This window comes from Loktanella atrilutea (assembly GCF_900128995.1).
GTDB lineage: Bacteria > Pseudomonadota > Alphaproteobacteria > Rhodobacterales > Rhodobacteraceae > Loktanella > Loktanella atrilutea.
Genome location: NZ_FQUE01000005.1, coordinates 46,436 through 69,511, shown reverse-complemented (window position 1 = coordinate 69,511; position 23,076 = coordinate 46,436). Strand labels below are relative to the sequence as shown.

General features: G+C 68.4%; 19 protein-coding genes. 13 read left to right on the top strand and 6 right to left on the bottom strand.

Annotation, left to right across the window (positions count from 1 at the left end; translation table 11 throughout):
* Positions 1 to 53 precede the first annotated feature (53 nt).
* Positions 54 to 1,502 carry a TrkH family potassium uptake protein gene (locus tag BUA54_RS11595; RefSeq protein WP_072857647.1) on the top strand — a complete coding sequence of 483 codons (1,449 nt, stop codon included), beginning with the start codon at positions 54 to 56 and terminating at the stop codon, positions 1,500 to 1,502.
* 18 nt (positions 1,503 to 1,520) lie between these two features.
* Here the strand turns inward: BUA54_RS11595 and BUA54_RS11590 are convergent, their stop codons facing one another.
* Positions 1,521 to 2,141 (bottom strand): GGDEF domain-containing protein, encoded by a 621-nt coding sequence (locus BUA54_RS11590; RefSeq protein WP_072857420.1) that lies wholly within the window; start codon positions 2,139 to 2,141, stop codon positions 1,521 to 1,523.
* Between the two features lie 250 nt (positions 2,142 to 2,391).
* Positions 2,392 to 4,161, bottom strand: a complete 1,770-nt coding sequence (locus tag BUA54_RS11585; protein ID WP_072857646.1) for a trypsin-like peptidase domain-containing protein — start codon at positions 4,159 to 4,161, stop codon at positions 2,392 to 2,394.
* A gap of 170 nt (positions 4,162 to 4,331) precedes the next feature.
* Here BUA54_RS11585 and BUA54_RS11580 point away from each other — a divergent pair, with 170 nt between their 5' ends.
* From BUA54_RS11580 to glmM, 8 genes are all read left to right on the top strand, one after another.
* Positions 4,332 to 5,252 carry a glycine--tRNA ligase subunit alpha gene (locus BUA54_RS11580; protein ID WP_072857419.1) on the top strand — a complete coding sequence of 307 codons (921 nt, stop codon included), beginning with the start codon at positions 4,332 to 4,334 and terminating at the stop codon, positions 5,250 to 5,252.
* Positions 5,253 to 5,278: 26 nt separating this feature from the next.
* On the top strand, positions 5,279 to 5,776 hold the full coding sequence (locus BUA54_RS11575; RefSeq protein ID WP_245810650.1) for a DUF6446 family protein: 498 nt from the start codon (positions 5,279 to 5,281) through the stop codon (positions 5,774 to 5,776).
* The gene (gene glyS / locus BUA54_RS11570; protein ID WP_072857418.1) at positions 5,776 to 7,824 is read left to right on the top strand and encodes a glycine--tRNA ligase subunit beta; all 2,049 of its coding nucleotides are present in this window, start codon (positions 5,776 to 5,778) and stop codon (positions 7,822 to 7,824) included. The genes BUA54_RS11575 and glyS overlap by 1 nt, the downstream gene beginning before the upstream one ends.
* 87 nt (positions 7,825 to 7,911) lie before the next feature.
* Positions 7,912 to 10,494 carry a putative PEP-binding protein gene (locus BUA54_RS11565; RefSeq protein ID WP_245810644.1) on the top strand — a complete coding sequence of 861 codons (2,583 nt, stop codon included), beginning with the start codon at positions 7,912 to 7,914 and terminating at the stop codon, positions 10,492 to 10,494.
* Between the two features lie 144 nt (positions 10,495 to 10,638).
* The gene (locus BUA54_RS11560) at positions 10,639 to 11,313 is read left to right on the top strand and encodes a cell wall hydrolase (RefSeq protein ID WP_072857417.1); all 675 of its coding nucleotides are present in this window, start codon (positions 10,639 to 10,641) and stop codon (positions 11,311 to 11,313) included.
* A 67-nt stretch (positions 11,314 to 11,380) separates the two neighbouring features.
* Positions 11,381 to 12,301, top strand: coding sequence for a dihydroneopterin aldolase (locus tag BUA54_RS11555; RefSeq protein WP_072857416.1), 921 nt, complete (start codon positions 11,381 to 11,383; stop codon positions 12,299 to 12,301).
* Positions 12,298 to 13,302: a dihydropteroate synthase gene (folP, locus tag BUA54_RS11550; protein ID WP_072857415.1), complete on the top strand. Its 1,005-nt coding sequence runs from the start codon at positions 12,298 to 12,300 to the stop codon at positions 13,300 to 13,302. The genes BUA54_RS11555 and folP overlap by 4 nt, the downstream gene beginning before the upstream one ends.
* Before the next feature lie 6 nt (positions 13,303 to 13,308).
* Positions 13,309 to 14,649: a phosphoglucosamine mutase gene (glmM, locus tag BUA54_RS11545; protein WP_072857414.1), complete on the top strand. Its 1,341-nt coding sequence runs from the start codon at positions 13,309 to 13,311 to the stop codon at positions 14,647 to 14,649.
* A gap of 70 nt (positions 14,650 to 14,719) precedes the next feature.
* On the opposite strand, the gene BUA54_RS11540 is transcribed toward glmM, so the two are convergent.
* Together BUA54_RS11540 and ilvC are read right to left on the bottom strand one after the other, a co-directional pair.
* Positions 14,720 to 15,646, bottom strand: a complete 927-nt coding sequence (locus BUA54_RS11540; RefSeq protein WP_072857413.1) for a DMT family transporter — start codon at positions 15,644 to 15,646, stop codon at positions 14,720 to 14,722.
* Between the two features lie 277 nt (positions 15,647 to 15,923).
* Positions 15,924 to 16,946, bottom strand: coding sequence for a ketol-acid reductoisomerase (gene ilvC, locus BUA54_RS11535; RefSeq protein ID WP_072857412.1), 1,023 nt, complete (start codon positions 16,944 to 16,946; stop codon positions 15,924 to 15,926).
* A 133-nt stretch (positions 16,947 to 17,079) separates the two neighbouring features.
* Here ilvC and BUA54_RS11530 point away from each other — a divergent pair, with 133 nt between their 5' ends.
* From BUA54_RS11530 to BUA54_RS11520, 3 genes are all read left to right on the top strand, one after another.
* Positions 17,080 to 17,535, top strand: a complete 456-nt coding sequence (locus BUA54_RS11530; RefSeq protein ID WP_072857643.1) for an Lrp/AsnC family transcriptional regulator — start codon at positions 17,080 to 17,082, stop codon at positions 17,533 to 17,535.
* Positions 17,532 to 17,984 (top strand): Lrp/AsnC family transcriptional regulator, encoded by a 453-nt coding sequence (locus BUA54_RS11525; protein WP_072857411.1) that lies wholly within the window; start codon positions 17,532 to 17,534, stop codon positions 17,982 to 17,984. The genes BUA54_RS11530 and BUA54_RS11525 overlap by 4 nt, the downstream gene beginning before the upstream one ends.
* Positions 17,985 to 18,045: 61 nt before the next feature.
* Positions 18,046 to 19,191, top strand: coding sequence for an aminotransferase class V-fold PLP-dependent enzyme (locus tag BUA54_RS11520; protein ID WP_245810642.1), 1,146 nt, complete (start codon positions 18,046 to 18,048; stop codon positions 19,189 to 19,191).
* On the opposite strand, the gene BUA54_RS11515 is transcribed toward BUA54_RS11520, so the two are convergent.
* On the bottom strand, positions 19,188 to 20,378 hold the full coding sequence (locus tag BUA54_RS11515; RefSeq protein WP_072857410.1) for a UbiH/UbiF family hydroxylase: 1,191 nt from the start codon (positions 20,376 to 20,378) through the stop codon (positions 19,188 to 19,190). The genes BUA54_RS11520 and BUA54_RS11515 overlap by 4 nt on opposite strands.
* 107 nt (positions 20,379 to 20,485) lie before the next feature.
* On the opposite strand from BUA54_RS11515, the gene BUA54_RS11510 reads away from it, so the two are divergent.
* The gene (locus tag BUA54_RS11510; RefSeq protein ID WP_072857641.1) at positions 20,486 to 21,139 is read left to right on the top strand and encodes a GntR family transcriptional regulator; all 654 of its coding nucleotides are present in this window, start codon (positions 20,486 to 20,488) and stop codon (positions 21,137 to 21,139) included.
* On the opposite strand, the gene BUA54_RS11505 is transcribed toward BUA54_RS11510, so the two are convergent.
* A complete protein-coding gene (locus BUA54_RS11505) occupies positions 21,093 to 23,018 on the bottom strand; it encodes a glycosyltransferase family 2 protein (protein WP_084114355.1) in 1,926 nt (641 codons plus the stop codon). The genes BUA54_RS11510 and BUA54_RS11505 overlap by 47 nt on opposite strands.
* Positions 23,019 to 23,076 lie beyond the last annotated feature (58 nt).

Sequence of the window (23,076 nt, the reverse complement as noted above, 5' to 3'; positions counted from 1 at the left end):
CGGGGGCGATGCCGCCGCTTGACAGCACGACGGCTGCGGGGCACGCAAGCGCGATGATTGACCTGCGCCCCGTCGGATACGTGATCGGCCTGCTGGTGGCCACGCTCGGGGTCACGATGATTCCGTCCTTCGCCGCCGACCTGCTGGCCGGAAACGGGCACTGGCCGATCTTCCTCGAGGCTTCGATCGTGACGATGCTGACCGGCGGGTTGCTGGCGATGGCCTGTGCGAACGGCGTGGGCACCGGGCTGACCGTGCGGCAGACCTTTCTGCTGACCTCGACCATCTGGGTGACGCTGCCGGTCTTCGGCGCGATTCCCTTCATCATCGGCGCCACGAACTGCAACTTCACCGACGCCTATTTCGAGGCGATGTCGGGTCTGACCACGACCGGCGCCACGGTGCTGGGCGGGCTGGAGGCGCTGCCGGCGGGCATCAAGCTGTGGCGCGGCACGCTGCAGTGGCTGGGCGGCATCGGGATCATCGTCGTCGCGATGGTCTTCCTGCCGGAACTGCGGGTCGGCGGCATGCAGATCTTCCGGTCCGAATCCTTCGAGACGATGGGCAAGATCCTGCCCCGCGCCGGGCAGATCGCGTCCAGCATATCCGTCATCTACGTCGGGCTGACGATCGCCTGCGGGCTGACCTACAACGCGCTGGGGATGCCCGCCTTCGATGCTGTGGTGCATGCGATGACGACCCTGTCCACCGGCGGCATGGCGAATACGGATGCGTCCTTCGGCATCTACGGCGCGGGCATCCATTATGTCGGCGCCTTCTTCATGTTCAGCGCGGCACTGCCCTTCGTCCGTTACGTCCAGATGCTGAACGGGTCGGCGCGGCCGTTCTTTCGGGACAGCCAGATCGGGACCTTCGTCGGCATCATCGTGTTCTGCGTGCTGATGATCACCGTCTGGGTCTGGGGCCGCGAAGGCGCCGTGACAGAGGTTGCCCTGCGCGAGTCGCTGTTCAACGTCGTCTCGATCATCTCCGGCACCGGATACGCCAGCGCGAACTACATGGCATGGGGCACCTTCCCGGTGGTCATGTTCTTCTTCATCGGGCTGATCGGCGGCTGCGCCGGGTCCACCGCCTGTTCGCTGAAGGTGTTCCGCTACCAGCTGCTCTTTGCCTCGCTGAAGGCGCAGATCAGGACGATCCATTCGCCGCACGGCATCTTCGTCCCCCGCTTCGACGGGCGGCCGGTGGGGCAGGACGTCATGAATTCGGTCATGGCGATCTTCGTGGCCTTCATCCTGCTGCTGGGGCTGTTTTCGGTGCTGCTGGGGCTGACGGGGCTGGATTTCATCACCTCCGTCAGCGGGGCGGCGACGGCGATGGCCAATGTCGGCCCCGGCCTTGGCAACGTGATCGGCCCGGCTGGCAACTTCGAGCCGATCAACGACACCGCCAAGTGGCTGCTGGCCGCCGCCATGTGGATCGGCAGGCTGGAGATCATGGTCGTGCTGGTCATCCTGACGCCCCGGTTCTGGCGGGAGTGACCGGCCGGATGGACCGGGCTAGCGCCGCGCCTCTGACAGAAGCAGCGGATCGGACGGCGGGTCGTCGGCCAGCGCCAGCCTGATCTGGTTGCGCCCGTTCTGCTTGGCGCAGTACAGCGCCAGATCGGCCCGTCGCAGGATCTGGGCCTGCGTGTCCCCGACGGCGATGGCGGTCAGACCGCCGGACACCGTAAGTGTCACGTCGGGCAGGCCAATCGTCTCGGCGGTCAGCGCGTCGCGGATCCGCTGCAGCGCAGTGGACGCCTCTGACAGGTGCGGGGTGGCGAAGAGGATCAGGAACTCCTCTCCTCCGACACGGCCGAAGGCATCCCTGAGCCGGATGGTCCCGCGCACCGCCCGCGCGAACCTGACGAGGACGTCGTCGCCGGTCTGGTGGCCGTAGCTATCGTTGATCCGCTTGAAGTGGTCGATGTCGAGGACGCAGGCCCAGCCGTCCTGCGCCGAATCCAGAACCTCCTGCAACCGGGCGAGGATGTGGCGGCGGTTCGACACGCCCGTCAGATCGTCGGTGGCGGATTGGCGGAGCAGGGCGTCGCGAGCCAGGCGCAGATGCCGTTCGGAGGCGTTCAGCTGCGTGACGTCGGTGCCGACGTAGATGATCCAGCCGTCGTCGCGCATGGTTTCCGTCACCCAGATGCGCGTCGTAGATGCCGATGAGGGCAACCGATGTCTGAAGCATGTCCAGCACGTCCGCCGGGGCGTCATCCCGCGGTCTGGTGCCGGTCCCGATCCTGTTCATGTGCCGGCTTTCGCGATTCCCGTCCGGGCGCCAGTCTGACGGTCAATGGTGAAGATATGGCTTCGCGGATGCGGCCGGACTGCCCGTGTCGTGCAGGACAGGGTTCCGACACAGGGTCAGCGGCGGCCGTTACCAGCAACTGACCAGCACGGTGCTTTCGGCGGCCCGCAGAGTCAGGGTTTCAGGGGGCATGAAGGCGAGGGTGTCGGTCGTCGTGGCCGTGATCCCGGCGTCCGACAGGGCGCTGACGATGGTGCCGGCGTCCAGCAGGAAGCTGACGTCGGGGGGCAGGACCTGCCCGCCCCGGGGCGTGTTGGGCAGCAGCATGCCCAGCACGGCGCCGCCGTTGTCGAAGACCGGCCCGCCCGCGTCACCGGCCTGTGCCGTCAGGGTCAGACGCTTGATCGTGTCCTCTCCGTTCAGGCCGCGGATGTCGGCGAGGCGGCCGAAGGTCAGCGTCGGCGTCACCAGCACGCCGCCGTAGGGAAAGCCCGCGACGGCGATCTCTGTCTGGATGCGGGGCATCTGCGTCTGGAAGGCGGCGACGGATTGCGGCGACAGGCGGTCGTCGGGGGTCAGCACGGCGATGCCAAGGTCCGCGTCCACATGGGTCGTCGTGGCGGTATGGCTGCCGTCGATGGTGATTTCGTCGCAGGCGCCGAGGGCCGCCGCGTCGGTCAGCACGCGCCCCGTGGCGTCGATGTAGAAGCCGGTGCGCGTCGCCTTCGGCTTGCGGATCTGCAACCCGGCCACGAGGTCGATGGCCTGATCCTCGTCCGGGCGCGCGATGGCGGGGTCGAGCACGCCTTCGGTCACGGCAAAGCTGGCCTGCATTTCCGCCCGCAGGCGGTCGAAGCGGCCGCTGTCGCCAGCGGGCCAGACCAGTGCGAAGCCCTTGATCTGCCCGTCCGCCAGCCGGGCGGTGACGTAGGACTGCACCTCGTCATTGCTGCCCGCGATCTCGAAACTGTCGTCGCGGCGGGTGCGTTCGCCCTCGGGTGGAAAGATCTTCAGCGTCTGCAGGATCTCGTAAAGGCCGAAGAGCCGGTTCTGGTCGCCCTCCTGACTGATCAGCAGCACCTGTGCGGGGACATCGCCCTTGGCGCCGTAACGGGCGAAGGGCGGCTCGTAGCCGGTGAAGCTGACGGCGCCGGTGGGGATCATGACCTCGACCCCGGCGGCGGTGTCGCGGACCAGTTGCAGGTTCATCCCGTCCAGCACGGCATTGTAGGCGCCGACCAGCTGCGCGCGCTGCGCCGTGGTCAGCACGCCGGTGGGGGCGAAGCCCTGCGCCAGTTGCCACGCTTCCATCGCGGTGCGGGTGCCGCGGCCGAAGGCGCCGTCGATCTCTGCATCATAGAAGCCCGCCCAGCCGAGAGCGGTCTGCAACTGCTCTTTCTGGGGCTGGGACAGGGCCTGTTCGGACACGCGGGCGTCCTGCAGGCTTTCTTCGGGGATCGCGGGCGCGGTTTGCGGCGCGGCCGCCTCGGGCGTCGTCACGGTGACGGTCTGCGGCGCGTCCGGCGCAGGCGCCTCGGGCTCTGCCCTCTGGGGGGCGGGGGTGCCGCCGGCCACCGGCCAGAACTGGTCGCCGAAGCGTTCGCCGTTGGTCAGGAAGGCATCGCCGGGGGCGAGCCCCGCCTGCCGCAGATCGCGCAGCGCATCCGTCGCCGCCGCCCGGTCGGGGTAGGGGCCGGCGACGATGGCATACCAGCTCCGCCCCAGCGCGAAGCCCGCCACATCCTCTGCCCGCTGGGCGTAGACCCGCACGCGGGTGGCGGCGGCGGTCTGGGTCGGCTGCGCCTCGAGCTGGATCCAGGTGCCGCTGACCTGTGCCACCGCCCCCTGCGCAGCAAGGGTGAGTGCAAGGGCACTTGCCCAGATCGCGGAACGTGTCATCAGCCAGATACCCATGAAATTCGGAACAGTCGTGTCGCGCGCGTTTCTAGCAGGACCGTCCCGGTCTGCAGCACAAATCGGCGTGTTCCCGCCTGAATTAAGCGGCTGTGGCACGATTGACCCTTTCCGCCGCCCGGCCTATGCAACGCAGACGTTTGACAGGGGGCGACATGGCCGACCAACCGCGCAGTTTCCAGGAGATCATCCTGCGGCTTCAGACCTATTGGGCGGGGCAGGGCTGCGCCATGCTGCAACCCTACGACATGGAGGTCGGCGCCGGCACCTTCCACCCGGCCACCACCCTGCGCGCGCTGGGATCGAAGCCCTGGGCGGCCGCCTACGTCCAGCCGTCACGCCGCCCGACGGACGGGCGCTACGGGGAAAATCCGAACCGGCTGCATCACTATTACCAGTATCAGGTCATCATCAAGCCAAGCCCGCCGGACCTGCAGGACCTCTATCTCGGGTCGCTCCGGGCGATCGGCATCGACGCCGCCCTGCACGACATCCGCTTTGTCGAGGACGACTGGGAAAGCCCGACGCTGGGCGCCTGGGGTCTGGGGTGGGAGGTCTGGTGTGACGGCATGGAGGTGTCGCAGTTCACCTATTTCCAGCAGGTCGGCGGCCACGACTGTTCGCCCGTGTCAGGAGAGCTGACCTATGGGCTGGAGCGGCTGGCGATGTATGTCCTTGGCGTCGATCACGTCATGGACATGCCCTTCAACGACCCCGGTGCGCCGACCCCGCTGACCTATGGCGACATCTTCCTGCAGACCGAACAGGAATACGCGCGCTGGAACTTCGACGTGGCGGATACCGACACGCTGCTGCAGCATTTCAGGGATGCCGAGGCGGAATGCGCCAGCATCCTGGGTCAGGACGCCATCGACCCCAAGACCGGCAAGACGATCCGCATGGCGCATCCGGCCTACGATCAGGCGATCAAGGCCAGCCATCTGTTCAACCTGCTGGACGCGCGCGGCGTGATTTCCGTGACGGAACGGCAGGCCTACATCGGGCGGGTGCGTGCTTTGGCCAAGGCCTGCGCCGATGCCTTCGTGCAGACCCCCGCCGGGGGCGCTGCCGCGTGATCGCGAAACTCTGGATAGGTGCCATCTTGATCATCGCCCTCATCGCCGGCGTCGCCCTCTATTACCTTCAGGTCTATGCCTATTATGCCGAGGTGCCGGCGGATCAGGCCGTTGTCGAACTGGTGTCCCTGACCAGCGGCGAGGCCGAGCCCATCGCCTTCGACAACTTTCGCGGCATCGACAGCAACAGCAGCCCGCTGCGCTATCGCGCCTGCTATGACATGCCAGCAAGCCTTGCGATGCTGACGGAGACCTACGAGATCGTCGACGGCGCAGAGCCGCGCGTCGCGCCCGGCTGGTTCGACTGCTTCGATGCGAAACAGATCGGTGCGGACCTCGAGGCGGGCGTCGCCGTCGGTTTCATCGGCCAGAAGGACGTGAAATACGGCATCGACCGGATCGTCGCCGTCTACCCCGACGGCCGGGCCTATGCCTGGCACCAGATCAACGCCTGCGGCGAGGTCGTCTTTGACGGCAACCCCGCCCCCGAAGGCTGTCCCACCCCACCGGAAAGCACGCGCTGATGCCCGACCTTCTGATCGAACTCTTCTCTGAAGAAATTCCCGCCCGCATGCAGGCGCAGGCCAGTGCCGACCTGAAGAAGCTGGTGACCGACGGGCTGGTCGAGGCGGGTCTGACCTATGCCGCCGCCGCCGCCTTTGCCACGCCCCGTCGCCTGACCCTGTCGGTGGAGGATCTGACGGCAGAGAGCCGCAGCCAGCGCGAAGAGCGCAAGGGGCCGAAGGTCGGCGCGCCGGATAAGGCGCTGGAAGGGTTCCTGCGCGGCGTCGGCCTGACTGTAGATCAGCTGGAAACGCGCGAGGACAAGAAGGGCGCCTTCTACGTCGCGATGATCGACAGGCCGGGGCGGACCGCGGCGGATATCGTGGCAGAGGTGCTGGAACGGACGATCCGCACGTTCCCGTGGCCCAAGTCGATGCGCTGGGGGTCTGGCAGCCTGCGCTGGGTGCGTCCGCTGCATTCCATCCTTTGCATCCTCGTCGGCGATGACGGGGCAGAAGTGGTGCCGCTGGACGTCGACGGCCTCAAGTCGGGCAACACGACACGCGGCCACCGCTTCATGGGGCCGGAGGCGTTTTCCGTAACATCCTTCGACGATTACGAGGCGAAGCTGAAGCGCGCGAAGGTCATGCTGCGCCCGGACGAGCGCGCCGATGCGATCTGGCAGGACGCCACGTCGCAGGCTTTTGCTACCGGGCTGGAGGTGGTGGAGGATCGCGGCCTGCTGGCCGAGGTCGCGGGGCTGGTCGAATGGCCGGTCGTGCTGATGGGGCGGATCGACGAGACCTTCCTCGACCTGCCGCCAGAGGTGCTGCAGACCTCGATGAAGGAGCACCAGAAGTTTTTCTCGGTCCGCAACCCCAAGACCGGGCGCATCGAACGATTCGTCACCGTCGCCAATATCGAGACGGCGGACGATGGGGCCACGATCCTGAACGGCAACCAGCGGGTGCTGTCGGCGCGGCTGTCGGATGCGAAGTTCTTCTGGGACAACGACCTGCGCGTGGCGCAGGCGGGGATGGGGCCGTGGCTGGACGGTCTGGCGGCGGTGACCTTCCACAACAAGCTGGGATCGCAGCGCGACCGGATCGACCGGATCGCGGCGCTGGCGCGCGAGATCGCGCCGGTCGTCGGCGCCGACTCGGATCAGGCGTTCGAAGCGGCCCAGATCGCCAAGGCTGACCTGCGGTCGGAGATGGTCGGGGAATTCCCCGAACTTCAAGGGCTTATGGGGCGTTATTACGCCGAAGCCGCCGGTCGCGACGCCGCCGTCGCCGCCGCGGCGGAGGAGCATTGGAAGCCGATGGGCCCTTCGGACGCCGTGCCGACCGCACCCGTCTCTGTCGCCGTGGCGCTGGCCGACAAGCTGGACACGTTGACGGGCTTCTGGGCGATCGACGAGAAGCCGACAGGGTCGAAGGATCCGTTCGCGCTGCGCCGTGCGGCGCTGGGGGTGATCCGGCTGGTGCTGGAGAATGATCTGCAGTTGCCGATGGGTGGAACATTCGAGGAAAAACCGTGGGCGCCTTCGCTGCTGTCGTTCTTCCACGACCGCCTGAAGGTCTACCTCAAGGATCAGGGCATCCGGCACGACGTCATCGACGCCTGCATCGCCATGCCGAACAACGACGACCTGACGCTGCTGGTCAAGCGGGCCCGGGCGCTGCAGGCGACGCTCGACACCGACGACGGCGAGAACCTGATCCAGGGCTTCAAGCGCGCCAACAACATCCTGACGCAGGCCGAGGACAAGGACGGCGTCGAATACTCCTTCGGGGCCGACATCAAGTTCGCCGAGGATCAGGCGGAAAAGGACCTCTTCACGGCGCTCGACACCGCCGAAGAGCAAATCGCCCCGGCGATGCGCGATGAGGATTTCAGCGCCGCGATGGCGGCCATGGCGGCGCTGCGGCAGCCGATCGACCGCTTCTTTACCGATGTGCAGGTGAATGCGGAAAGCCAGATCCTGCGGCGCAACCGCCTGAACCTGCTGTCGCGCATCCGCACCATCTGCCTGTCCGTGGCGGACCTGACACGGATCGAGGGCTGACTTCCACCTTTCGGACCATGCGACAGGCTTTCCTTTGCACGATGGGGCATCACATCCTATGCTGCAGGTGAACAAGGGAATGCCGCAGTGCAGCAGACGTCGATCTATCCGGATGTGACCCTGATCACGCCCACGGCGCAGATGTCGCCGTCGATGCACGGCGGGCGGGCGAAGTGCCTGCAGCGCCTGATCCGGCTCGACATGCCCGTGCCGACGACGCTGGCCCTGTCCTTTGCCGCCGTCCAGCGCTGCGCCAAGGGGCAGCTGCCCCCGGTCGAGAGCCTGCTGGAACCCTTTGGAGAGATGCCGCTGCTGTCGGTGCGGCCGTCATCGCAGGACCCGGACTGGGGCGGGCCGGGGGCGATCCTGAACATCGGGATGAACGCGGTCAGCCACCGCCACCTGACCAAACGGGTGGGCGAGGCTGCGGCGACGGCACTTTACCTGCGTTTCGTGCAGTCCTACGCCGTCCACGTCGCGCGGCTGGACCCGGAGGTTTTCGATTTCCCCAACCTGACCGGCATCCACGCCCTGCACGCCGCCCTCGACACCTTCGAGGCGGAGGCGGAAGAGCCCTTTCCGCAGGACGTCGGCGTGCAGCTGTCCGAGGTGCTGCGGTCCATGGCGCGGGCCTGGGACGGCACCTCTGCCCGGCTGCTGCGAGAGGCGAAGGGCGCCCCGGTTGATGCGGGTCTGGGCCTTGTGGTGCAGGCGATGGCGCTGGGTGTCGGCGACGGAGAGAGCGGGTCCGGCGTGATCCAGTACGTCAACGCCACGACCGGCCAGCCGCAGGTCGTCGGCCGTTACCTGAGCCAGAGCCAGGGGCGCGATGCGCTGAACGACAAGGCCGGCGCGATCTATCTGACCAGCGACCAGCGCGGCCCGGCGCTGGAGGATATCTGCCCGGACGTCTTTGCCCAGCTTCTGGCTTACGGCTGGACCGCCCGCAGCCGCCTGCGCGAGGAGATGCAGATCGAGTTCACGCTGGAGGATGGCGTGTTGCATATCCTGGATGCCGTGCGGGTGCAGCGGTCGAGCCGGGCGCAGGTCCAGATCGCCGTCGATCTGGCGAGCGACGGCATCATCCCGCGCGAGGAAGCGGTGATGCGCGTGCCGTCCAATGCCCTGTCGGAAATGCTGCACCGGCAGGTCGATCCGGCCGCGGTGCGCGACGTGATCGTGCGCGGCATCGCCGCCAGCCCCGGTGCCGCGACGGGCCGGATCGTGCTGACCGCGGCAGAGGCGCAGGCAAGTGCCGCGCGCGGCGAGGCCTGCGTGCTGGTGCGCCGCGAGACGACGCCAGAGGACATTCGCGGCATGCATGCGGCGCAAGCCGTGCTGACCATGCGCGGCGGCATCACCAGCCATGCCGCCGTCATCGGTCGCGGCCTTGGCGTGCCCTGCGTGGTGGGGGCGTCGGACCTGACCATCGACCGCAAGCGCGGCCAGATTGTCGCCCCCGGCGGGCGGCGCTTTGCGGTGGGCGAGACGATCACCATCGACGGCACCACCGGCACCGTGCTGGCCGGCAGTCCACAGATGCTGGAAGCGACGCTGGACGCGTCCTTTCAGACGCTGCTGTCCTGGGCCGACGATTTCCGCGACATCGGCGTGCGCGCCAATGCGGACACGCCCGCCGACGCGCAGACCGCCAGCAACTTCGCCGCCGAAGGCATCGGGCTTTGCCGGACGGAGCACATGTTCTTCGAAGGCGACCGGCTGGGCGTCATGCGCGAGATGATCTTTGCCGAGACCGCCGACGACCGGCGCGCCGTGCTGGACCGGCTGCTGCCGATGCAGCGCAACGATTTCGCGGAGCTGTTCGCGATCATGCAGGGGCGGCCGGTCTGCATCCGTCTGTTCGACATGCCGCTGCACGAATTCCTGCCCTACGACAAGGCGGGGCAGCGCGATCTGGCCGAGCAGTTGGCGATGCCGCTGACGGCGGTCACGGACCGGGTGCAGGCGCTGAGCGAATACAACCCGATGCTGGGCATGCGCGGCGTGCGGCAGGGTATCGCGATCCCCGAAATCTACGAGATGCAGGCCCGGGCGATCTTCGAGGCGGTGGCGGATGTCGCGGCCCGCGGTCTGGTCGTGCAGCCCGAGATCATGATCCCCCTGATCAGCGCGATGCGCGAGGTCGAACTGATCAAGGTCCGCGTCGATTCGGTGGCCCGCGCGGTGCAGAGCGAGATGGGCGTCACCTTTGCCTTCAAGCTGGGCGTCATGGTGGAAACCCCCAGGGCGGCGCTGCGGGCGCAGGATATCGTCAAGCACGCGTCTTTCCTGTCCTTCGGCACCAACGACCTGACCCAGATGACCTATGGTCTGTCGCGCGACGATGCCGGGCGGTTCATGTCGACCTACGTCCAGCAGGGTGTCTACGAGGAGGATCCGTTCCATACCCTCGACCTCGACGGCGTCGGCGAGCTTCTGGCGATCGGCGCGGCGCGGGGCCGGGCGGGTCGTCCCGATGTCGTCGTCTCGATTTGCGGCGAGCACGGGGGGACTCGGGCGGCGATCGGATTCTGTCGCGCGCAGGGGTTCAACTACGTTTCATGCTCGCCGTTCCGGGTACCGCTTGCGCGGCTTTCCGCCGCTCAGCTCGCATTGGAAGAACGCTTGACGGGTCGTGAAGGGCAAGCGTCACCGGCCTTGCAGCACTAGAAAAAAGCCGCTTGGCGGCCGAATCGGTGTGTTGAATCAAAGTGGCAGGATTTGGCCAAGCCGCAAGGTTTACCCCAGCGTCAGCTTTCGCTAGACGGTCGCTGCCTGCACGGGGCTGACCGTGCGGAACGAAAGCCTTGACCGATGAACACTGCCCTGCGCCGCCTGCTGACCGCCTGCATGACCCTCGCCACGCTGACACTCGCACAGTCGGCCACGGCAGAGGAGGTTCTGGCGGCCCGTTTGGGTGCGGTTCTGGGTCAGGAACGTCAGGCACTGGCGATTGTTCCCGACAATCGCCTGTCGGCGCTGACCGCGGTGCCGGACAGCGCGCGCCGCAACGCGGCCCCCAGCGGCGGCGATGCGGTGATGACCGATGCCTACCTGTCGTCCATGTCGGCCCCCAAGGGCAACAGCGAATGGGAATGCCTGGCCGACGCGCTTTACTTCGAGGCGCGGGGCGAGGGGGTGCAGGGCATCTTTGCCGTGGGCGAGGTCATCATGAACCGCGTCGACAGCGCGGCCTATCCCAACACGGTCTGCGGTGTCGTGCATCAGGGGTCGGGCAAGAAGTTCGCCTGCCAGTTCAGCTGGACCTGCGACAACAACTCTGACGCCATCGGCAACAAGACTGCCTTTGCCCGTGTCGGCAAGGTCGCAAAGCTGCTGATCGACGGTGTGCCGCGCCGCCTGACGCAGGGCGCCACGCACTACCACACCAAGGCCGTGCATCCGTCCTGGGCCAATCGCTTCCCCAAGACCGCCACCATCGGCGCCCATTACTTCTATCGCCAGCCGACGCGCAGCGCCTCGAACTGACGCCGCTTGCGGCCCGGGGGGCCGCCGGTTATGCCTGCGGCACGCTTCAGACCGCCGGGGTTTTGCCATGACCGACGACATCCGACTGGCCTTTGCCCACCCCTCCGAGCGGGCCGCGGCGAGCGGCGATCTGCCCTATGACCGGATTTCCCTGCGCGACTATGTCGTTGAGGTCGAGATCGGTGCCTTTCAGCAGGAACGCGGGCATCTGCAGCGCGTGCGCTTCAACGTCGTGGTCGAGGTGCTGCCCCAGACCGGCCCGATCGACGACGATGTCGATCGCATCCTGTCCTATGACCGCGTGACGGAAGCCATCGGCGCCGAACTGCGCGCGGAGCGCATCAACCTGCTTGAAACCCTCGCGGCCCGCGTGGCCGAACGCATTCTGGACGAACCGCAGGCCGAGCGGGTCTTCGTGCGGATCGAGAAACTGGACCGGGGGCCGTTTTCCCTAGGGGTCGAGATCGTGCGCGCCCGCGATGGTCACAAGCCCGCCGGGCAGGACCATACGGCGACGCCGCATCCGCGGGTGCTGTTCCTGTCCGACGCGGCGCTGGAATCCGACCGCCTGACGGGCTGGCTGGACAGCCTGATCGCGCTGGACGCGCCGCTGATCGTCTGCGTGGGACCGGCGCCGACGCCCGCGCCGCGCGCGACCCATGCGCTGGCGCAGCGGCGGATCGACCTGCTGGCGATCGAGCAGAACGCATGGGTGCTGGCCGCCCGCGACCCGCGGCTGATCGTCGTCGGCAGCCGGACGGAGCTCGACTGGGCGATGAAGAACGGCCAGACCTGCATCTGGGCACCATCGAAGATCATGCTGGACGCGGTTGACGGCCCGGCCGCGGGCCCCGCCGACGCCGCAGCGCTGGTGGCCTGGTTCGCGGGGCAGGTCGAGGCGGCGGAACTGCTGGTGATCGGGGCCGATGCGCCGCAGGCCGCCGTTCCCGCCCGCGCCCTGCCGGTCGATGCGACCGACCTGCGATGACCCTCTATTACCGCCCGATCCCGCAGACCGACCCTGCGCGCCCCGCCGGGGCGCTGACCCTTGCGGGCGGCTGGTGCTGGTTCGACCGGATCGAGGTTCTGTCGCGCGACGCGGCGCCCCGGATCGTGTCGGCCGAGGCGCTGCCCGAGGATGTAGTGACGGCCCTGACAGCGGCGCGGCCGGCGGTGGCGGGGCTTGCCATGGACCGGCCCCGGATCATGGGCATCCTGAACGTGACGCCCGACAGCTTTTCCGACGGCGGGCGGTTCGCCGCGCCGGAGGTGGCGCTGCGGCAGGCGCTGGCGATGCAGGCGGACGGGGCAGAGATCATCGACATCGGCGGCGAAAGCACGCGACCCGGTGCCGTGACCGTGGCCGATGCGGAGGAAGTGGACCGCACCGCACCGGTCATCGCGGCCCTGCGGCGGCAGAGCGACGTGGCCATCTCTATCGACACGCGCAAGGCTGGTGTGGCGCGGGCGGCGCTGGCGGCGGGGGCGACGCTGGTCAACGACGTCTCTGCCCTGCGCTGGGACGCGGACATGGCGCAGGTGGTGGGGGAGAGTGGCCAGCCGGTTTGCCTGATGCACAGCGGCGGCGATCCCGCCACGATGCAGGACGATCCGCGCTATGACGATGTGCTGCTGGACGTCTACGACCATCTGGCCGCGCGGATCGCGGCGGCGCGGGCGGCGGGGATCGCCGCGGACCGGATCGTCGTCGATCCTGGCATCGGCTTCGGCAAGACGATGGACCACAACCTTGCCCTGCTACGGCGGTTGTCGCTGTTCCATGCGCTGGGATGCCCGGTGCTGCTGGGCGCCTCGCGGAAGCGGTTCATCGGCACGCTGACCGGTCGGCCCGTGGCGGCGGACCGGGCGGCGGGTTCCCTCTCGGTCACGCTGGCGGGGGTCGCGCAGGGGGTGCAAATTCACCGCGTTCACGATACGAGCGAGACGAAGGCCGCCTGCGCGATGATGCTGGCGCTGAACGGAAGGTAGGGGACGATGGACAGACTGTTTGGAACCGACGGGATCAGGGGCACCGCCAACATCCACCCGATGACGGCCGATCTGGCGCTGCGGATCGGCGCCGCCGCCGGGCGCTATTTCCGCAACGACGGGTCGAACGGCCACCGGGTCGTGATCGGGAAGGATACGCGGCTGTCGGGCTACATGTTCGAAAGCGCCCTGACCGCCGGGCTGACCAGCACCGGCATGAACGTGCTGCTGCTGGGGCCGGTGCCGACGCCGGCGGTGGGGATGCTGACGACCTCGATGCGCGCCGACGTGGGCATCATGATCTCTGCCAGCCACAACCCGCACCATGACAACGGGATCAAGTTCTTCGGCCCCGACGGGTTCAAGCTGTCGGACGCGGCCGAGGACGAGATCACCCGGCTGGTGGCCGACGGGGTGGAGCCGGTGCAGGCCGGCAACATCGGACGCGCCAAGCGGATCGACGACGGACGGTTCCGCTATGCCGAGCGGCTGAAGGCGTCCTTTCCGCAGGGCATGCGACTGGACGGGTTGAAGGTCGTCATCGACTGCGCCCATGGCGCCGCGCACCGGGTCGCGCCCGAGGTGCTGTGGGAACTGGGGGCCACGGTGGTGGCGGTCGGCACGGCGCCGGACGGATTCAACATCAACGCGGGTTGCGGGTCCACCGACACCGCGCTGGCGGCGCGCACCATACTGGAGACCGGCGCCGACGTGGGCATCTGCCTCGACGGTGACGCGGACCGGGTGATGATCCTCGACGAGACCGGGCGCGTGGCGGACGGCGACCAGATCATGGCGCTGATGGCCGCCCGCTGGGCACGGGCCGGCAAGCTGTCGAACGGCACGCTGGTGGCGACGGTGATGTCCAACCTCGGGCTGGAGCGGTTCCTGCAGGGGCAGGGCCTCTCGCTGGAGCGCACCGCCGTGGGGGATCGGCACGTGGTGACGGCGATGCGCGCCGGCGGGCACAATCTGGGCGGCGAACAGTCGGGCCATATCGTGATGACGGATTACGCCACCACCGGCGACGGGCTGCTGGCGGGGCTGCACTTCCTTGCGGCGATGATCGACACCGGCCAGCCGGCCAGCGCACTGACGCAAAGCTTCGAGACGGTGCCGCAGCTGCTGAAGAACGTGCGCTATGCCGCGGGCAGCGATCCGCTGGGCGCCGCGGCGGTGCAGGCGGTGATCCGCGATGCCGAGGGGCGTCTGGCGGGACAGGGGCGTCTGTTGATCCGCAAGTCGGGGACGGAGCCGCTGGTGCGGGTGATGGCCGAGTGCGAGGACCCGGACCTGCTGGTCGAGGTGGTGGACGGGATCGTGGAGGCAGTCGCGCGGGCGGCGTGACGGCGGCGCAGGGTGCCTTGGGGCTCTGCCCCAAACCCCGAGGTATTTTCGACGAGAAGAAGGGGAACCCTCAGGCCGCCGGGCGGGACCAGAGGCGGGTCAGGCTGGCCCATTGGCTGATGGCGAGGCCGCAGAGGATGAGGGCGAGCGCTGCGAAGAAGCGCAGGGGCAGGGTTTCCGACAGGATCAGCGCGCCGCAGAGGACGGACCAGAGCGGCACCTGATAGTTGACCAGCGTCATGAAGACCGAGCCGGCGGAGCGGATGACCGTGACACGCAGCAGGGCGGCGAGGGCGGTGGGGAAGAGGCCGAGGAAGACGATGGCCCCCATCTGCACCGGAGCGGCGCGGCCGGGAATGCCCTCGACCAGCAGCATCGCCGGGATCAGGACCGCACTGCCGACGGCCAGCGTCAGCGCCGCCAGCACGATCGGATCGATCGGCGGGCAGCGGCGGGTCATGATGCTGGCGATGGCATAGGAGACCGCCGCGGTCAGGCAGGCGACCTGACCCAGCGGTTCCCACCCGCTGCCGATCCGCAGCACGCCGGGGCCGATGAGGACCAGCGCGCCGGTGAAGCCCACGATCACGCCGATCAGGCGGCGGGTCGACAGCGCCTCGTCACTGAAGACATGCGCCAGCGGCAGCACGAAGAGTGGCAGGGCCGCCATCGAGATGCCGGCGAAGGCGGAGGGCACGTATTGCTGGCCCCATGACAGCAGGGCGAAGGGCAGGGCGGTGTTCAGCACGCCGATCAGCGCGAGGTACTTCAGCAGGCGCGGCGTCAGGGCGGGCCATGGCCGGTGCAGGGCAGCCCGTAGGCCCAGCAGGGCCAGCGCCCCGAGGGTGGTGCGCGCGCAGGCCACGGTCAATGGCCCGTAGCCGCGCAGCGCCACCGCGACCACCATGAAGGTGCCGCCCCAGATCAGGCCGAGAACGCCGATCGACGCCCAGTTGCCTGCGGTCGGTGCGGTGGAGCTTGTCGTCGCGTTCTGCATGGGGGTCCAATGCCGTACCATGTCCACGCCCCCCGACACGGGAGGTTCGTCATGGGCTTCAGTTTTCTGTTGCCGCTGCCGGCGCTGGTCACGTGTCCCGCCGCATCGGTGTGCCCTGTCTATAGCAAGGCCGCGATGGAGAAACAGCGGAAAGACCCGACTGTGCCAAGATCTTCCTGCGCCGCAGGCGGACCGGGGCCGCTGCCATTGCACCGGGGCCCCGGGCGCCATGTGAAAGGCCCGCCGGTGGGCGGGCCTTTCGTCGTTGCGGTGCGGCCTAGTTGCGGGCCTTGTCGACCATGCGGCCGGCGGAGATCCAGGGCATCATGCCGCGCAGCTTCTCGCCCACCTTCTCGATCTGGTGTTCGTCGTTGATCCGGCGTGTCGCCTTGAAGGACGGCTGGCCGACGGCGTTTTCCTGCATGAAGTCGCGCACGAACTTGCCGGACTGGATGTCCTTCAGGACCGCCTTCATCCGTGCCTTGGTCTCGTCGTAGGGCAGGATGCGGGGGCCGGAGACGTATTCACCGTATTCGGCGGTGTTCGAGATCGAGTAGTTCATGTTCGCGATGCCGCCTTCGTAGATCAGGTCCACGATCAGCTTCACCTCGTGCAGGCATTCGAAATAGGCCATCTCGGGCTCGTATCCGGCCTCGACCAGCGTCTCGAAGCCCATGCGGATCAGCTCCACCAGACCGCCGCAGAGCACGGCCTGTTCGCCGAAGAGGTCGGTTTCGCATTCCTGGCGGAAGTTGGTCTCGATGATGCCGGAGCGGCCGCCGCCGATGGCGGAGCAGTAGGACAGGCCGATGTCCATCGCCTTGCCGGTCGCGTCCTGGTGGACGGCCACGAGGCAGGGCACGCCGCCGCCCTTGGTGTATTCGCCGCGCACCGTGTGGCCGGGGCCCTTGGGGGCCATCATGATGACGTCGACGCCGGGCTTGGGCTCGATCAGGCCGAAGTGCACGTTCAGGCCGTGGGCAAAGGCGATGGCGGCGCCTTCCTTCAGGTTGTCGTGGACGTATTTGCGGTAGGTCTCGGCCTGCAGTTCGTCGGGCATGGTGAACATGATCAGGTCGCACCATGCGGCGGCCTCGGCGATCCCCATGACCTTCAGGCCCTCGGCCTCGGCCTTCTGGGCGGAGGGGGAGCCTTCGCGCAGGGCGACGACGAGGTTCTTGGCGCCGCTGTCGCGCAGGTTCAGGGCATGGGCGTGGCCCTGGGAGCCGTAGCCGAGGATCGCGACCTTCTTGTCCTTGATCAGGTTCACGTCGCAATCGCGGTCGTAGTAAACGCGCATGGGGGTTGTCCCTTGGTTGGTTGCATTGGGGCGCACCATAAGGAGATTTGCGCGGGTTGCGAGGGTGGATTTTTGAGTATTTCGGAAAAAGCGAGGACTATCATTCGCGAAATGCGCGGTATATGTGATTTTCATGTTGGATGACAAGGACAGGGCGCTGCTGCGCCGGTTGCAGGCGGACCCGAGCCTGACGGTGCCGGAACTGGCCGCACTGGCAGGGTTGACGGCAGGGCAGGCGACGCGGAGGCTGGACCGGATGACGGCGGATGGCGTGATCCGGGGCCAGACGGCGGTGATCGACTGGGCGGCACTGGGGTATCCTCTGCAGGTCAGTCTGCGGGTGACGCTGGACAAGACGGTGCCGGGGGCCTTCGACGCCTTTCTGGCGGCGGCGCGGGAGGTGGCGGAGGTGCTGGAGATCCAGACCTTCCTTGGCCGGGTCGACGTGCGGCTGGCGCTGGTGGCGCGGGATCTGGCGCATTACCAGGACCTTTATCGCAGGCGCATCCTGTCGCTGCCGCATATCGCGGATATCGAGGCGCTGATGGACGTGGCGGCGGTGAAGTCCGAGACGGGGCTGCCGCTGTGACGCTGGACGATCTGGACCGGGCGCTGTTGCGGCTGATGGTGGCGGATGCGGCGCAGCCGGCGAGTGCGCTGGGACGACAGCTGGGGCTGAGCCAGCCCGCGACCTGGCGGCGGATCCGGCGGCTGCAGGAGGGCGGCATCCTGCGCGGGCGGCGTCTGCAGCTCGATGCGGAGCGGCTGGGGTTCGGGGTGACGGTGTTTCTGGGCCTCAAGCTGGCGACCAAGGGGCGCGTGAGCCTCGAGGATTTCGAGCGGGCGGTGGGGGCGATTCCGGAGGTGCAGGTCGTGACCCATGTGCTTGGTCTGTACGACTATCGCCTGCGGGTCGTGGCGCGCGATCTGGCGGATTTCGAGAGGGTGCTGCGGCGGCGGATCATGACCCTGCCCGGTGTCGGCAATGTCGAGGCGAACGTCATGCTGAGCGAGGAGCGCAGGCCGGGACCGCTGTGACCGGACTGTGAAGATAGGCTTTGCCTGAGGCCCCGTTTCGGCCTAGCTGAGAGGAGCAGCGATGGAGGACGCGATGGACGGACAGATGACGCAGACCCCGGTCGATCCCGACGGGTTGATGGAATTCTCGGTGGTCTTCACGGACCGGTCGCTCAATTCCATGAGCAAGGCCTTCCAGCAGGTGATGCGTGACTGTTCCGCCATGCTGAAGGACGTCTACGGTGCCGATGCGGTGGCCATCGTGCCCGGCGGCGGCACCTTCGGGATGGAGGCGGTGGCGCGGCAGTTCGGCACGAATGCGCATTGCTTCATCCTGCGCAACGGATGGTTTTCCTATCGTTGGACCCAGATCTTCGACGCGGGCGGCTTCGCGGCCCAGACCACGGTGAAGATGGCGAGCCAGACCGGCAACGACAGCCGCGCCCCCTTTGCGCCGGCGCCCATCGCAGAGGTCGTGCAGGCGATCCGCGACGCGAAGCCCGACGTGGTCTTCGCCCCCCATGTGGAGACGAGCGCGGGGATGATCCTGCCTGACGACTACCTGACCGCCATGGCCGATGCGGCGCATGAGGTGGGGGCGATCATGGTGCTCGACTGCATCGCTTCGGGCTGCGTCTGGGTCGACATGAAGGCCACCGGCGTCGACGTCCTGATCTCGGCGCCGCAGAAGGGCTGGTCGGCCACGCCCTGCGCCGGACTTGTCATGCTGTCGGACCGCGCGGCGCAGCGGTTGGAGGCGACCACCTCGAACTCCTTCGCGGGCGACCTGAAGAAGTGGCGCGCGATCATGAAGGCCTACGAGGACGGGGGCCATGCCTATCACGCGACCATGCCGACCGATGGGCTGCGCGCCTTCCGTGACGCGATGGAGGAGACGCGCGACCACGGGTTCGAGAAGCTCAAGGCGGCGCAGTGGGAACTGGGGGACGCGGTGCGCGCGCATCTGGCATCCAAGGGGGTGCAATCGGTCGCGGCGGAAGGGTTTCGGGCGCCCGGCGTCGTGGTGAGCTATACGGACGATCCGGAGGTGAAGTCGGGTGCGGCTTTTGAGCGCGAGGGGATGCAGATCGCGGCAGGCGTGCCGTTGCAGGTGGGCGAGCCCGCGGATTTCATGACCTTCCGGCTGGGGCTTTTCGGGCTCGACAAGCTTTACGACGTGCAGGGCACGCTGGACCGGCTGCTGCCGGTGCTGGACCGGGTGCTTTAGGACGCGCCGAGGCCGAGCCGCATCAGGCGGCGGCGGACCGGGCCGGCGTCGTGCAGCGCCCGGACGCCGAGGGCGCGCAGGTCGTGGATCAGCGGGCTTTGCGCCATCGAGGTGCGGTTGAGGGCGTCGATCCCGGCGACGCGCAGCCGCATCTCTGCATTGCGGGTGCGGGCGTAGGCGGCGAGCATCGCAGGCGATCCCAGTGCGTCGGGGTTCGCCTGCGCAAGGTCGCGCAGGGCGGCGATGTCGGCCAGCGACATGTTCAGGCCCTGCGCCCCGATGGGGGGCATGACGTGCGCCGCCTCTGCCACCAGCGCGGTGCGGGGGGCGGTGATGCGGTCGGCGATCTGGCTGATGATCGGCCAGACCGACCGGCGACCCACAAGCGTCAGCGGGCCATTCACCCCGGCGCTGCGGTCGTTGGCCGCGGCGGTGAAGTCGGCATCGGAGAGCGCGGCGAGGGCCGTGATCCGCGGCCCGGTGTCCATCCAGACGACGGAGGAGCAGGGCCGACCGTCGTGGTCGGGCAGGGGGACCAGCGTGAAGGGGCCGCCCGAACGATGCACTTCGGTCGAGACGCCGTTGTGCGGGCCGGGGTGGGTGACGGCGAAGGTCACCGCCTTCTGGCCATAGCGCGTGGTGGTGACGCCGATGCCTGCGGCGTCCCTCACCGGTGATCCGCGGCCGTCGGCGCCGATCACGAGGCGGGCGGCGACCTGCGTGCCGTCGGTCAGCCGCACGAGGGCCTGATCGGTGCGCGCGACCATGCTGGCAAAGCCGGTGCCGGTGCGCAGGGTGACGTTGTCCATGCCCGCGATGCGGTCGACCATGACCCGGCGCAGCAGCCAGTTCGGCAGGTTCCACCCGAAGGGCGCGTCCGAGATGTCGCTGGCGGCGAAGTCGCGGCTGACGGGGGGATCCTGCGACGCGTCCACGATCCGCATGATGGCGAGCGGCGTGGCCTGGGCGGCCAGCCCGGACCAGAGGCCGGCGCGGTCGAGGACTGCCTGTGCCGGTTGCAGGAAGGCGGTCGTGCGCAGGTCGGCGCCGGGATCCGCGGCATCGGTGACGGGCGGGGCGGGGTCCACGACGGTAACGGCGAAGCCCGCCCCGCCGAAGGCCACGGCCGCCGCGAGGCCGGCGACGCCGCCGCCGCTGATCAGCAGGTCTGTCTGGGTTCTGTCCATGGCTGGAACATAGGTCAGGGCGGACCGCTCGGAAAGGCCGCGCGCTGCGACATCCTTGCCTGCGCCCGTGGTGGACCGCTATGCTGGCGGCAGACCGGGGGATCACGATGCAAGACCGCGCCACACCGCAGAAGGATGCCTATGCGCTGATCCTCGAGGCGATCGACAGCCATATCTACAAGCCCGGCGACCGGCTGGTGGAAAGCGAGCTGGCCGACCGGCTGGGCGTCAGCCGCACGCCGGTGCGCGAGGCGCTGCAGCGGCTGGAGACGCAGAGCCTGCTGACCCGCGACGGGCGGTCGCTGATCGTGTCCTCTCTCGATCACACGCAGATGGCGGAGCTTTACGTCGTGCGCGGCACGCTGGAGGGGCTGGCCGCGCGGCTGGCGGCGCGTCATGCGACGCCGGAGGAGATCGCGGTGCTGCGCGACATGCTGGCCGCCGACGAGGCGCTGAAGGACGACCCGGAGGCGCTGAGCCGTGCGAACCGGCGGTTCCACAAGCAGATCCATCTGGCGTCACACAACCGGTTCCTCGTGCAGCAGCTTGACCTCGTGCACCGGTCGATGGCGTTGCTGGCCACGACCTCGATCTCTGCCAAGGGGCGGGGCGGCGACACGCTGAAGGAACACGAGCGCATCGTCGCGGCCATTGCCGCGGGCGACGGCGATGCGGCGGATGCGGCGCTGCGGGCGCATATCTCTCAGGCCTTCGTCACCCGTCTGAAACTGGATGCCGCGAAGGTGGAGGCAGCGCCCTGACGAGAGGAGCCTGCTGCGGCGGCAGCAGCAGGCCGTGCGCGGTCTTGTGCCAGTAGAACGGCTTCCACGCGAGTTCGAGCAGACCCTTGTAGCAGGCGACGGCCCCGAGCGGGAAATAGACCTGCAGGGTCAGCGCCCATGGCGTCAGCCATGCCTTGTCGGCGCGGCGCAGGGCGAGGGCGGCGATGGCGAAATTGGCAAGCTCGCAGGCGATGAAGAGGCCGACCATGGCCCAGAAGGCCGGGCGGGGCAGCACATCCATCGCCGGGTGGTGCAGCCCGAAGGGCACCAGCCAGAACGACCAGATCAGCGGCGCCAGCAGGAACTGCGACAGCGTGCCCGCAAAGAGCACCTGCACGCCGAAGAACCGCCACGCGCCGAGGTCGCGCCAGAGCGCCGCCGGGTCGCGCATGTGCACGCACCAGGTCACGCCGTACCCCTTGAGCCAGCGGGACCGCTGCTTGACCCATGACCAGGGTCGGCCATTGGCCTCTTCCTCGGTGACGGTGGGGATGAATTCGGTCCGGTAGCCCGCCCGTGCCAGCCGCAGGCCGAGGTCCGCATCCTCTGTCACGTTGTGGGCGTCCCAGCCGCCGAGGGATTCAAGGATGTCGCGGCGGAAGAACAGCGTGGTGCCGCCCAGCGGCACGACCAGCCCCATGCGGGCGTAGCCGGGCAGGACCACGCGGAACCAGCTGGCGTATTCGATGGTGAAGCAGCGGGTCAGCCAGTTGGCGCCGCTGTTGTAATAGTCGAGCACCCCCTGCAGGCAGGCGACCTGCGGGTCCGCCCGATCGAACGCCCGTGCGACGATGCGCAGCTGGTCGGTGGCGGGCGCATCCTCTGCGTCGTAGACGCCGACGATGCTGCCCCGCGCGAAGTCGAGCGCGTAGTTCAGCGCCCGCGGCTTGGTGCGCAGGGTGCCTTCGGGGACGGTGATCGACCGCATCCAGGTCAGCAGGCGGGTGCGGCCGAGGGCGTCACGCGTGGTGTCGTCGTTGTCTTCGAGCACGAGGCAGACGTCGAGGCGTTCGCGGGGGTAATCCAGCGCCTCTAGCCGGGTCAGCAGGTGATCGGCGATGGCCCGTTCGCGGTAGAGGGGGACGAGAAGCGTGATGATCGGAAGGGTCCCGGCGGTGTCGGGGGGCGGCACGTGGTTTTGGCGCAGGCCACTGAGCGCCGCGGCGACCTTGATGCCGCCGGTGAGGACCAGCAGCAGCACGGCGAGGGCCGAAAAGGCGGTGATCACGGTGGCGGGGGCGGCGACGGTCGCGGCCACCAGCAGGGCGGCGGCAAGTATGATCCGCCGCAGCACGCGTCCGGCGCGCCAGCCGCGGCAGCTGTCGGTGGCCGGCGGGCGCTGTTCCGCGCGCCGGACGAGGTCCGGGCCGAAATCCCGCGCCAGCACCCCCGCGATCTGGTCCGGTGTGCTGGTCGCCATGCGGACCGGGCCGAGGGCGGATTCCAGTGCCGTGCGATGTCGTTCGAAGCGGATATAGTCCGACGACAGGACCAGCGTGCAGTCGCCCATCCGGCGCCATGGCAGCACGCCGCCGGCCATCGCCTGTGCCGCACCGTAGTCCTGCACGAGGGCGCGGTCGGGGGCGTGCACCATGGGATCGATCAGCCGGGCGGAGAGGGCCGCGTTCTGCACCATCGCCAGACTGCGTTGCGACAGGCTGAACCGCGTCTGCAGCACGCCGAGCGGGGTCAGACCCTCGTGGCTGGCGATGTCCTGCGCCGACTGGGCCTGCGTCGGAGAGATGCAGCCGTCCTGCACCAGCCGTCGCAGCAGCACGGCCGGATCCACCGTGCGGTGGGGATGCGACGGGGGCGGATCCGGATCCGCCACGGGAAGGCAGGGCGCGAGAATCGTCATGGATCCGCCTGAGTTGCGGGTCCAGTAGGTCAGGGGGTCGTTAAGGAACCATTAACCC

Excerpts from the sequence above, each read along its gene's own strand:
- glyS (WP_072857418.1), top strand. The coding sequence starts at position 5,776 with ATGCCCGACCTTCTGATCGAACTCTTCTCTGAAGAAATTCCCGCCCGC.
- BUA54_RS11580 (WP_072857419.1), top strand. The coding sequence starts at position 4,332 with ATGGCCGACCAACCGCGCAGTTTCCAGGAGATCATCCTGCGGCTTCAG.
- BUA54_RS11510 (WP_072857641.1), top strand. The coding sequence starts at position 20,486 with ATGCAAGACCGCGCCACACCGCAGAAGGATGCCTATGCGCTGATCCTC.
- glmM (WP_072857414.1), top strand. The coding sequence starts at position 13,309 with ATGGACAGACTGTTTGGAACCGACGGGATCAGGGGCACCGCCAACATC.
- BUA54_RS11505 (WP_084114355.1), bottom strand. The coding sequence starts at position 23,018 with ATGACGATTCTCGCGCCCTGCCTTCCCGTGGCGGATCCGGATCCGCCC.
- BUA54_RS11530 (WP_072857643.1), top strand. The coding sequence starts at position 17,080 with ATGTTGGATGACAAGGACAGGGCGCTGCTGCGCCGGTTGCAGGCGGAC.
- BUA54_RS11555 (WP_072857416.1), top strand. The coding sequence starts at position 11,381 with ATGACCGACGACATCCGACTGGCCTTTGCCCACCCCTCCGAGCGGGCC.
- ilvC (WP_072857412.1), bottom strand. The coding sequence starts at position 16,946 with ATGCGCGTTTACTACGACCGCGATTGCGACGTGAACCTGATCAAGGAC.
- BUA54_RS11540 (WP_072857413.1), bottom strand. The coding sequence starts at position 15,646 with ATGCAGAACGCGACGACAAGCTCCACCGCACCGACCGCAGGCAACTGG.
- BUA54_RS11595 (WP_072857647.1), top strand. The coding sequence starts at position 54 with ATGATTGACCTGCGCCCCGTCGGATACGTGATCGGCCTGCTGGTGGCC.
- BUA54_RS11515 (WP_072857410.1), bottom strand. The coding sequence starts at position 20,378 with ATGGACAGAACCCAGACAGACCTGCTGATCAGCGGCGGCGGCGTCGCC.
- BUA54_RS11590 (WP_072857420.1), bottom strand. The coding sequence starts at position 2,141 with ATGCGCGACGACGGCTGGATCATCTACGTCGGCACCGACGTCACGCAG.
- BUA54_RS11560 (WP_072857417.1), top strand. The coding sequence starts at position 10,639 with ATGAACACTGCCCTGCGCCGCCTGCTGACCGCCTGCATGACCCTCGCC.
- BUA54_RS11585 (WP_072857646.1), bottom strand. The coding sequence starts at position 4,161 with ATGACACGTTCCGCGATCTGGGCAAGTGCCCTTGCACTCACCCTTGCT.
- BUA54_RS11520 (WP_245810642.1), top strand. The coding sequence starts at position 18,046 with ATGGAGGACGCGATGGACGGACAGATGACGCAGACCCCGGTCGATCCC.
- folP (WP_072857415.1), top strand. The coding sequence starts at position 12,298 with ATGACCCTCTATTACCGCCCGATCCCGCAGACCGACCCTGCGCGCCCC.